Genomic DNA, 10489 nt, shown 5'->3' on the forward strand with positions numbered 1-10489 from the left:
TGATCGAGGGCAGCGTGGAAGACATCCGGTTCAAGATTGCAGAGGCGGCCAGGATGGCGGGGGTGTCACCCTCGACACTGCGCCTTTGGGAAAGCCAGGACCTGATCCAGCCCATTCGGACACCGACAGGGCAGCGGCTGTACGACCGCATCCTGGTCGACCGATTGAAGCACATAGCCTGGCTCCGGAGCGAAAAGGGCCTTAATCCCGCAGCGATCCGCGAAACCCTTCGCGAGCGCGCGATTGATGTCGATGAGGATGGCACCGAAAGCGACGACGATGGCGGCGACATCCGGCCGGGTACCAGGATGCGCCGCCTGAGACGTGAGGCGGGCAAGACTCTCGAGACAGTCGCGCAGGCGACCGGCGTTTCGGTCTCTCAGCTTTCAACCTTCGAGCGGACCTCGCAAGGTCTTTCCTTCACCGCCTTGCATGAAGTGGCCCGGCATCTCGGTACCACGCTTGCCTCGCTCAGCGGACAGGAGGAGGGTCGGGGCGGGGAGAGCCTTATCCGTGACGGCAGATGGGCGTCATGGCCGACGACCTCCTCCGGCGTGGCCGTGCAGGTTCTGGCCGAGGGCCGCAACCAGATGGAGTGCAATCGCTTCCAGTTGGCGCCCGGGGCCTCCAGCGAGGGCGCCTATCAGCATGAGGGGGAGGAGTTCATCCACATGCTGACCGGGAGCCTCGAGATTATCCTCGACGGTGACCAGTTCTTCGAACTGCATGCCGGCGACAGCTTCTATTTCGAGAGCCGCAGGCCACATTCCTGGCGCAACATTTCCAGTGGTGAGACGGTTCTCATCTGGATCAACACGCCAGCCACCTTCTGATCTCAAGGCACAAAAAAACCCGGCGACCGTTTCCGGTGCCGGGTTTCCGTAATCGTTGCGCGGCTTACTTGCTTGCGACGACGGTCTTGCTGTCCCAAGCGTAACCCCCGCCGATCGCGACGTTCAGGGCCACATAGTTGCTTGCAAGCTGCTGCACAGCCTGGGCCAGGTTCGCCTGGGCGCTGGCCACGTTGCGCTGGGCGTCGAGCACGTCGAGCAGCGAGGATGCGCCGTCGCGATAGCTTGCGGTTGCGAGCGACAAGGCTTCTTCATAAGAGCGAACGGTCGCCGTCAACGCCGACACAGTCTGGCGCGTGCGGTTGACCGCCACGAGAGCGTTTTCAACCTCGGCGACAGCGCTGAGTACCGTCTGTTTCCAGGCGAGGTAAGCCTCGCGGGCTGCGGATTCGCGCGCCTTGACATTGGCACGACGCTGGCCGCCGTCGAAGATTGGCAGGTTCAGGCTGGGGCCAAAGCCCCACGAGGTCACTCCGCCATTGGCAGCTGACGTCACGATGTAGCTCGGCGAAATCGATCCGCTCAGGGTAATGGACGGATAGAGTGCTGCTTCGGCAACGCCGACCTCCGCGGTGGCGGCGGCCAGGCTGCGTTCGGCAGCGCGAATGTCTGGACGGTTACGGATGAGGTCAGCCGGGACGCCGGCGTTGACGCCGCGCCTTGCATAAGGCTGAGCTGCGCCCTTCTGGAGGTCCGCGAGAAGGGTAGTCGCCGGCAGGCCGAGCAGCAGCGAAATGCGGTGCACCGACTGGCGGAACCCGATTTCGAGCGACGGGATTTCAGCGACCGTCGAATTGACCAGGCCCTCGGACTGGACGACGTCGAGACGCGATGCTGCCCCGGCTTCCAGCTGAAGGCGGGTCAGTTCGAGCGTTTCCTTGCGCGAGGCCAGGTTCTTGCGGGCGATCGCGATGCGCTCCTGATAGTAGCGAGCGTCGACATAGGCGGTGACAACGCTCGAGAGGAATGTCAGCTTCGCGACGTCGGCACGGGCATAGGCGCCATCGAGCGATGCCTTTGCACCTTCCTTGGCGCGGCGATACTGGCCAAAGAGATCCAGCAGCCATGACACATTCGCAGAGCCAGTCGTCGTGTTGCGCGTCGGGCTGTCCTGGCCACCGGAGCCGGTGCCGTTGAAATCACCCGTACCGCTGCTGCCGGACACCTGGTGCTGTCCGGAAACCGTAAGCTGCGGGATCGCGGCAGCACCTGCAGCTTCAAAATTTGCCTCGGCGGCGGTGATGCGTTCGATGGCCTGCAGGACGTCGAGGTTCTGGGCGAGGCCCTTTTCGACGAGTTTATTCAACCGCGGGTCGTTGAAGGCGGTCCACCAGGACGCCAGCGAAACGTCGCCTGCAGCTCTGGCGCTGCCTTCGGAAAATTTGACCGGAAGTGCCGTCTGGGGCGTCTCATGATTAGGTCCAACGACACAACCAGAGAGAAGGAGCATTACAAGTGGAGCGGCTGCGCGAATGGATGGCATCACGTTTTCCTGTGTTCGTCCCCGGTCGTCGTTGAGGGGTTATAACACCCTCGCCGAGGACCGCATTACTCACGCAGGCCAACCCGGCAGCCTACGCAATAGTTGGTTAACATAGTTTGTCAATCTTCACGATGACAGCGGATCTTGTGGTTTTGCACCGCCGAAAAGTTTGCGGATGATCACGAAAAATGACGGTACGAAGAAGATCCCGAGCGCCGTTGCCGTGAACATGCCTCCCAGAACGCCGATACCGATGGAATTCTGTGCAGCGGAGCCCGCTCCGGTGGCAATTGCCAGCGGAACGACACCCAGAATGAAGGCCAGTGACGTCATGATGATTGGTCGCAGACGAAGCTTTGCAGCTTCGAGTGTTGCATCAATGACACTCACTCCAGCCGCCTGGCGGTCCTTCGCGAACTCCACGATGAGAATCGCATTCTTGGCTGCCAGACCAATCGTCGTCAAAAGCCCGACCTTGAAATAGACGTCGTTGGACTGGCCGAAGAACGAAGCGGCTGCGACGGCACCAAGGACGCCCACGGGGACGGCCATGATGACGGAGAAGGGAATCGACCAGCTTTCGTAAAGGGCGGCGAGGCAAAGGAAGACGATCAGGACCGAGAGCGCGTAGAGCAGGGGGGCCTGCGAGCCGGAGAGCCGTTCCTGATAGGAGATGCCCTGCCATGCGACGGTGTATCCACCCTCCATAGCCGCAGTCAGCTGCTCCATGGTGTCCATCGCGGTGCCGGAACTCACATTAGCGCCTGCCGCACCGTCCAGCGAGATTGCGCCGACACCGTTGAAGCGGCTGAGCGTCGGAGCGCCACTGATCCATTGTGTCTTGATGAAAGACGAGAACGGAACCATTTCGCCGCTGCTGTTGCGCGCATGCCAGTCCTTGATGGCGTCTTCGCTCATGCGATACGGCGCATCACCCTGGACGTAGACCGGCTTCAATTCGCCGTTGAGCGTGAAGTCGTTCACGTCACGGCCCGCGAAGATGGTCGACAACATGCTGTTGACCGTCGCGATATCGAGGCCCATGGCGCCCATCTTTTCCTGGTCGAGCAGGAACTTCAGCTGCGTTTCGGCCGGCGGATTGTTGGAGCGTAGCGAGCTGACATTCGGATTGCTGCTGCCGGCCTGAATCAAGGCCTGCGATGCCGCTGTCAGTGCTTCGGTGCCACGCTTGCCGCTATCGACAAGATACATCGAGAAGCCGCTGGAGGTGCCGAGACCCGGAATGGCTGGCGGCTGGAGCGGGAAAACCTGGGCATCGGTCAGAGTGAAGAAGTAGCCCATGGCCCGCTGGACGACCGCCGATGCCGCAAGCTGCGGTTCGGTGCGTTCGGAGAAGTCCTTCAGCTTGGCAAACACCAGCGCGTAGTTCTGACCGGCGCCGACGAAGGAGAAGCCGGATACCGCGAAGACATCCTGGATCGCGTCCTTTTCCTTCTCAAGGTAATAATCCTCGATCTTTTCAATGATCGCTTCGGTTCGCGTGACGCTTGCGCCATTGGGAAGCTGGACAATCGTCATCAGCACGCCCTGGTCTTCCTGCGGCAGGAAGGACGAAGGCAGGCGAAGGAAGAACCAGCTCATGCCACCGATGACCACAGCGAACATGAGCAAAACGCGCAAGGGACGCTTCAGAAGGTAGGCGATCGACGAGACATAGCCGCCAGTCGCGCGATCGAAGTTTCGGTTGAACCAACCGGCCAGACCGCGCTTCTGCTTGTGGTGGTCGATCGGCTTCAGCATGGTCGCGCAGAGAGCGGGCGTCAGCACGATCGCGACGACAGCCGACAGCAGCATGGCCGAGACGATGGTCACGGAGAACTGGCGGTAGATGATACCGGTCGAGCCACCAAAGAAGGCCATCGGGATGAAGACGGCGGTCAAGACCAGGGCGATGCCGACGATGGCGCCGGTGATTTCACCCATCGACTTCTCGGTCGCCTCCAACGGAGACAGGCCTTCCTCGCTCATGATGCGCTCGACATTCTCGACGACGACGATGGCATCATCGACGAGCAGACCGATGGCCAGAACCATGGCAAACATCGTCAGCGTATTGATGGAGTAACCTGTCAACGCCAGGATCCCGAAGGTTCCGAGCAGAACCACCGGGACTGCAATCATCGGAATGAACGTGGCACGCAGGTTCTGCAGGAAAATCAGCAGAACGAAGAAGACGAGAACGATTGCCTCGATCAGCGTGTGGACGACCTTTTCGATCGACAGTTTGACGAAGGGGGTTGTGTCATAGGGATAGGTTATCTCGACGTTCTGCGGCAGGGACGGCGCAATGGCGTCGAGTTCGGTTTTCACGCGGCTTGCCGTGTCCAGAGCGTTGGCTCCGGTCGCCAGGTTGACCGCGAAACCCGTCGCCGGCTTGCGGTTGGCGCGTGTGTTGGTCGAGTAGCTTTCCTGACCGACTTCAATTCGGGCGACGTCGCTCAAGCGGACGGTGGCGCCATCGGTTTCCGTGCGCAGGATGATGGACTCGAAATCCGAGACCGACTGCAACTGGCTCTGGGCCGTGACGGTAACGTTCAACTGCTGGCCCTTGGCGGCCGGCAGGCTGCCGATTGCGCCGACGGAAACCTGCGTGTTCTGCGCCTGGATTGCGGCGGTCACGTCGGTCGGGGTCAGCTGAAACTTGTTCAGCTTGTAGGGATCGAGCCAGACGCGCATGGCGTAACCGGTGCCGAAGACCTCGATGCTGCCCACGCCTTCGAGACGCTTGATCTGGTCCTCGATCTGCGAGGAGAAGATATCGCCAAGCTCCACATTGCTGCGCGTGCTGTCGGTCGAGACCAGCGCGCCGACAAGCAGGATGCTCGAGGTGGAGCGCGTCACTGACAGACCAGTGCTCTGCACCACGTCCGGGAGCTGCGACTGCACCAGTTGCAGCTTGTTCTGGACCTGGACCTGCGCGATTTCAGGATCGATCGAATTGCCGAAGGTCAGCGAGACACTGGAAGACCCGGTGCTGGAGGACGAGGTCATGTAGGTCAGATCGTCCAGCCCGGTCATGCCGTCCTCGATGATCGACGTGACGGACTTCTCGACCGTCTCGGCGCTTGCGCCATTGTAGGTCGCTGAGATCTGAACGGTGGTCGGTGCAATTTCCGGATACTGCGCGATGGAAAGCGTCGATATTGCGAGCGCACCGCCGAGCATGATGATGATCGCGATCACCCAAGCAAAGATCGGGCGACGGATGAAGAATTTGGCCATGGTTGGTTCCTAACGCCTCTGTTGCCTTGCTATCGCACGCTTAAGGTTGTGCGGCAGGGGCGGCATCCGGCGCCGCGGTGATTTCAACCAGACCCTTTTCATTGACTGTCGCTTCGACCGGCTTGACGGGCGCGCCTTCACCGATCCACTGGAAGCCATCGACAATCAGCTTGTCGCCATCATTGATGCCGGAGGCAACCAGCCAGTTGTTGCCAGACACCTGGCTATGGTCGAAGACGCGCGTCTCCACCTTGCCGTCCGCAGTCACGAATTTTGCGGTCAGATGGCCGTTGGGGTCGCGGGTGGCTGCGAGTTGGGGGATCAGATAACCTTCTTCGGTGCCGACATTGACGGTCGCACGCACATACATGCCGGGCAGGATCAGGTCGTCGGGATTGTCGAACACGGCGCGGATGGAGTAGGTGCCGGTCGTCTGGCTCACGGCCATGTCGGACATGTCGAGCTTTCCGACGACCGGGTATTCGAGACCGTCGTCCAGGGTCATTCGTATGTCGGCCGTTTCGTTGTTCTCGCGGTTGACCCGGCCGGCTTTGATCGCCTCGCGCAGACGCAACAGGTTGACGCTCGATTCCGTCAGTTCGATGTAGATGGGATCAAGCTGACGCAGCGTCATCAGGGAATCGGATTGGTTGGCGGTCACGACATTGCCGACGGAGTAGCTCGATGCGGTCGTAACGCCTTCGAAGGGGGCCCGGATCTCGGTGAGTTTCAGCTCGATTTCGGCAGACTGGAGTGCCGCCTTGGCCTGAGCGACATCCGCCTCGGCCTGAAGCAGGGTCACGCGTGCGTTTTCAAGCGCAATCTCGGTCGCGCCACTGCCGACCAGGCGCTCCTGTCGGGCAAGGTTGGATTTGGCCGTCGGAACGCTCGCCTCGGCCTTGCGCAGGCTTGCCTGGGCTTGCGCGAATGCTGCGAGATAGGTGTCGTCTTCGATCTTGTAGAGCAGATCGCCGGCCTTCACCTCACTTCCTTCGCGGAAGGAGATTTCCTTGATGACGCCACTCACTCGCGGCCTGATCTGTGCCGTCTGGAAGGCGGATGCGCGGCCCGGAAGCGTTGTCGTCAGAGAATGCGCTGCCTTTTTCATGACGACGACCCGGACTTCCGTCGGAGGACGTTCGCCGCCTTCACCGCCGGGCGCCTTTGCCGAATTGGAATCGCTGCAGGCGGCGAGCGCGCCGATGCAGAGGGCGAAGGCTGAGGCAAGTCTAAGGCGTCGCATCATGGGGGAGGTCTCACTAAAGCAAGTCGGGCGGGGTTCTGTAAATCGAGGGCTGGTCGTACACCGATGATTTGGAAACCCAAATCTTCGACCCCCGTGATCCTTGCGAGATCCCGGTTCGCCACGTGAAGTGACGTATGTTAAACTTCGTCACTTTGCAAGCGGTGACCGCAGTGCAGCATCAATGAGACCAACAACTTCTCGGCACCGTGTTGCCAATATATCAGCCTTCTCATGGGCGATCATGACAGGGTGGATCACACATATCATGGCGTCGAACGAGGCCCGGGCCAGGCGGGGCACATCGGAGACCGCATAGATGCCTTCATCGATGCCGGATTGGATGATCTGGCTGATCGTATCGATCATCATGGCCTGAAAGCGTTCGCCGCAATCCAGCTCTTCGCTGACCGTGATCAGGATCATTTCGAAGAGGTAAGGCGAGTCGTTGATTTCCGTCAGGTGCGACTGCATGACGTGTTCGGCCAGCGCCAGCAAGCGCTCAGGCGCCGGCTTCTTGGGATCGAGCCCTTTGAGGACCTGAAGCGTCTGTTCAATGGCACGCGTGGCAATGGCGTCGACGAGACTGGTCTTTGTCCGAAAGTGTTTGAAGACATTGGCCGGTGACATGCCGAGTTCACTGGCGATGTCGGCAATGGCCACGTTCGCATAGCCATGCGAGCGGAACAGGGCCTCCGCCGTGTTCAGGATTTCCGCCCGCGTCTCCTCAGCCGAGCGACGCGGGCGTCTGCCCGTGCGGCTGTCTGGGACGGTGGAGTTGCACTCCAGCCGAGATGCGCGGGGGATTTCGTTCATGCCTATACCTGCTTCTCCGGGAAATAGGGGGCGAGATTGCTGCGGACGCGTGCCCATGGTGTAACACCGCTGTCGTCCGGCACGAAGGTCTCGCCGGTGATCGCTTCATAGGCATTAATATAGACACGTGATGTCTGTTCGACCAGTGCGGTGGGAATTTCGGGAATTTCGTCCCTGTAGGGATCGCAGCGTTCAACGACCCAGGAGCGCACGAAATCCTTGTCGAAACTCTTCGGACGTTCTCCCTTCTCGAAGCTTTCCCGGTAGCTGTCGGCGATCCAGTAGCGGCTGCTGTCGGGCGTATGGATTTCGTCGGCGAGAATGATGGTGCCGTTCTCGTCGGTGCCGAACTCATATTTGGTGTCAACGAGGATCAGGCCGCGTTCGGCGGCAATTTGCTGGCCCCGGGCAAAGAGGGCGAGGGCGTACCGCGACAGGGTTTGCCACTGCTCGTTCGTCAGTAGCTTTTTCGAGATGATCTCTTCAGGGGTGAGGGGCTCGTCATGGCCGCCGTCGAATTCCTTGCTGGTCGGCGTGATGATCGCTTCCGGCAGTTTCTCGTTGTCGCGCAGACCATCGGGCAGGGTGATGCCATACATGTTTCGCTCACCCTTCTTATAGAGAGTGAGGATCGATGTGCCCGTCGTGCCGGCGAGGTATCCCCGCACGACGATCTCGACGGGCAGGATATCAAGCCGCTTGCCGACCACCACATTCGGGTCAGGATAGGCGACGACGTGGTTGGGGCAGATATCCTTCGTCTGTTCGAACCAGAAACGGGCCGTCTGGGTCAGGACCTGCCCCTTATAAGGAATGCATGTGAGGATCCGGTCGAAGGCGCTCAGCCGGTCCGTGGAGATGATGATGCGCGTGCCATCCGGCAGGTCATAGTTCTCTCTGACTTTGCCGCGATAATAGTTCGGCAGTTCCGGGTAATGGGCTTCGGAGAGGATGCGCATCGAAAACTGTCCTCGGTCTTTCTATCAATGAAGAGGTTGAGAGAGGCCGCTTGGCCTTCACGGCTTTCGCGGTAGCGCAATCCCTGACCGGTTTCAAAGAAAAAGCGCATGGCCGGGCCATGCGCTTTGCTGTCAAGACGGGATGGTCGGCCGCGATCAGGCCAGGGGATGGTGCAGTCGCGCCGTGAAAAGCCCGTTGTCGGTCGCCTTCCGCCACGACTTGGCAGCGGCAAGCACGGCAAGATCGACCAGCGGTTCGACAATGACGACCGTCATATAGGCTGCGCCGAAGGTTGTGATGCTGGCGAGATTGCCGGCTTCGAAGCCATGGCCGTAGAGCGCCCAGAAGGCGACCCACGCGACAATTCCGCCCTGATAGGTGGTCGAGAGCAGAAAGGCCTGCTTGTAGCCGACATCGACATAGGCCGTCTTCGCCGGAATGAGGCGTTCGGCGAGCTTCGACAGGGCAAAGAGCGGCACGATCAGTGTCGTGACATTCATGCCGTATTGCGGCAGGTCGAAGGGCGCGAAAAATACGCCCTGGATCAGCAGGCCGAGTGCCAGGCCGATCGAGGCGGCGCCAGCGCCGAAGATCAGGAAGAGTGTCGAGCCGAGGATGAGGTGCACCTCGGATACGCCGACAGGATGATGCGGCAGGATCTCGAAGAAGGAGAAGACGAGAGCGGTCGTCACGAGGCTGCGGCCCGCGAGGCTCACGACGCTCGTATCCTTCCGCAGGTTGTCCGAGGCCATCTTGCCGACCAGTCCGAAGGAGAGGGCGGCCGTTGCGTAGCTGAGAGCGAGTTTTGCGCCGTCGACGACGCCGGGTTCGATATGCATATCCAAAGTCCTTTCGTCCGCGCCCACCGCGCGGGAATAGTGATTGCCGCAGATGCGGCGCCAAGCGATGGCAGGTCTCCTGGCTCACGGGTCAGGGCTTCAGTCCGCCTTATCAGCCCACTTTCGGGCCAATGGCGCTTCGGACGTCGCTCACCGTTCACAGTTGCGGGGGCAGCCACGGTTTCGGCCCCTGATGGGTAATCCTCACCGTATTCCCTCTTCGTCCACCCCTCCGGATTGTCGGGGCAGAACCATCACGCGTGAGACTGTATGTTGGTCTGCTTCTCCATGTCCAGCCTGTTGCGACCTGCGCGCACGGCAAAGCGACGCGGTATTGCCGAATGTCAATTTGACGCATTGAAGGTCCGGGGCCCCTGCCGTTACAGCGGATGGCATGGCAGGTTCATGAATGGAGTGTGCGCAATGATTGCAAGGATGGTGTACCACGTGCCGGTTTTCGGCTGGATGTTGAAGGAGGCTGTCGCGGGTTCGGCGACGACGAAGGTGCTCTTCATCGTCAATCTGCTGCTGCTTTGGCTCTTGGCCATCGTGACGTTTGGATATCCCGCGATCATTCTGCCGGCTCTCTGCGCTGTTCCCGCCATGTTCGTACTGCTGATCCTTATCACCAAGGGATGAAGTGGCAGGACGATGTGTGGTGTCCTGATGGCAGAAGAGGGCAGCGGCGTCGCTCACGGCCCCCTTGCTCGAGAAGTCGAGGCCGTTGAGGAGGCAATTGGTTCTTTCAAAAGGGCTAAAAGGGAAGGTTCAGCAGCGGTGCTGCGGGTTTGTGCAGGCTGCATCTTAAAGCGCCACATTTTCGTATTTAAAATCAATAGCTTGAAAAAAACGACAGTTTTTTGACAATTGGCTGTTGACGGCAAAAGGGAGTGGCCGTATAAGCCGCTTCACCGAACGAGAGGGCGGCGCCAACGAGGCGAGCGGCACTCTGGTTCAGCGAGAAAACCTCTTTAAAAATTGGCTGCGATGCTGATTGGTTGCCGGGTTCAGGCTTGGCGGGATGGTTTTTTGACGGGGTTTGTATCTCGTCTGT

9 protein-coding genes and 1 riboswitch are annotated in these 10489 nt (G+C 60.2%); of the genes, 2 read left to right on the forward strand and 7 right to left on the reverse strand.

Annotated features, from left to right (window positions below; all coding sequences use genetic code 11):
• The first annotated feature begins 14 nt into the window (after positions 1 to 14).
• The gene (locus tag DFO46_RS22735) at positions 15 to 833 is read left to right on the forward strand and encodes a MerR family transcriptional regulator (RefSeq protein ID WP_183042006.1); all 819 of its coding nucleotides are present in this window, start codon (positions 15 to 17) and stop codon (positions 831 to 833) included.
• Between the two features lie 64 nt (positions 834 to 897).
• On the opposite strand, the gene DFO46_RS22740 is transcribed toward DFO46_RS22735, so the two are convergent.
• The 6 genes from DFO46_RS22740 to DFO46_RS22765 all read right to left on the reverse strand — a co-directional run bounded on the left by DFO46_RS22740 (position 898) and on the right by DFO46_RS22765 (position 9435).
• Positions 898 to 2334 (reverse strand): efflux transporter outer membrane subunit, encoded by a 1437-nt coding sequence (locus DFO46_RS22740; protein WP_110793698.1) that lies wholly within the window; start codon positions 2332 to 2334, stop codon positions 898 to 900.
• Between the two features lie 126 nt (positions 2335 to 2460).
• Complete coding sequence (locus DFO46_RS22745) at positions 2461 to 5577, reverse strand: efflux RND transporter permease subunit (protein ID WP_120279208.1); 3117 nt, start codon at positions 5575 to 5577, stop codon at positions 2461 to 2463.
• Between the two features lie 40 nt (positions 5578 to 5617).
• The gene (locus DFO46_RS22750) at positions 5618 to 6823 is read right to left on the reverse strand and encodes an efflux RND transporter periplasmic adaptor subunit (RefSeq protein ID WP_120279209.1); all 1206 of its coding nucleotides are present in this window, start codon (positions 6821 to 6823) and stop codon (positions 5618 to 5620) included.
• Positions 6824 to 6970: 147 nt separating this feature from the next.
• Positions 6971 to 7636 (reverse strand): TetR/AcrR family transcriptional regulator, encoded by a 666-nt coding sequence (locus tag DFO46_RS22755; RefSeq protein WP_110793701.1) that lies wholly within the window; start codon positions 7634 to 7636, stop codon positions 6971 to 6973.
• A 2-nt stretch (positions 7637 to 7638) separates the two neighbouring features.
• Positions 7639 to 8595 (reverse strand): phosphoribosylaminoimidazolesuccinocarboxamide synthase, encoded by a 957-nt coding sequence (locus tag DFO46_RS22760; protein ID WP_120279210.1) that lies wholly within the window; start codon positions 8593 to 8595, stop codon positions 7639 to 7641.
• Between the two features lie 156 nt (positions 8596 to 8751).
• Positions 8752 to 9435 (reverse strand): energy-coupling factor ABC transporter permease, encoded by a 684-nt coding sequence (locus DFO46_RS22765; RefSeq protein ID WP_110793713.1) that lies wholly within the window; start codon positions 9433 to 9435, stop codon positions 8752 to 8754.
• 51 nt (positions 9436 to 9486) lie between these two features.
• Positions 9487 to 9706, reverse strand: a riboswitch (cobalamin riboswitch).
• Positions 9707 to 9858: 152 nt separating this feature from the next.
• On the opposite strand from DFO46_RS22765, the gene DFO46_RS22770 reads away from it, so the two are divergent.
• Positions 9859 to 10074 (forward strand): hypothetical protein, encoded by a 216-nt coding sequence (locus DFO46_RS22770; RefSeq protein WP_183042007.1) that lies wholly within the window; start codon positions 9859 to 9861, stop codon positions 10072 to 10074.
• Between the two features lie 193 nt (positions 10075 to 10267).
• Here DFO46_RS22770 and DFO46_RS24060 read toward each other — a convergent pair.
• A partial coding sequence (locus tag DFO46_RS24060) for a hypothetical protein (protein ID WP_210210661.1) occupies positions 10268 to 10489 on the reverse strand: 222 nt, incomplete at its 5' end.

Origin of the sequence: Rhizobium sp. AG855 (assembly GCF_003610655.1) — a bacterium.
Taxonomy (GTDB): Bacteria; Pseudomonadota; Alphaproteobacteria; order Rhizobiales; family Rhizobiaceae; genus Allorhizobium; species Allorhizobium wuzhouense.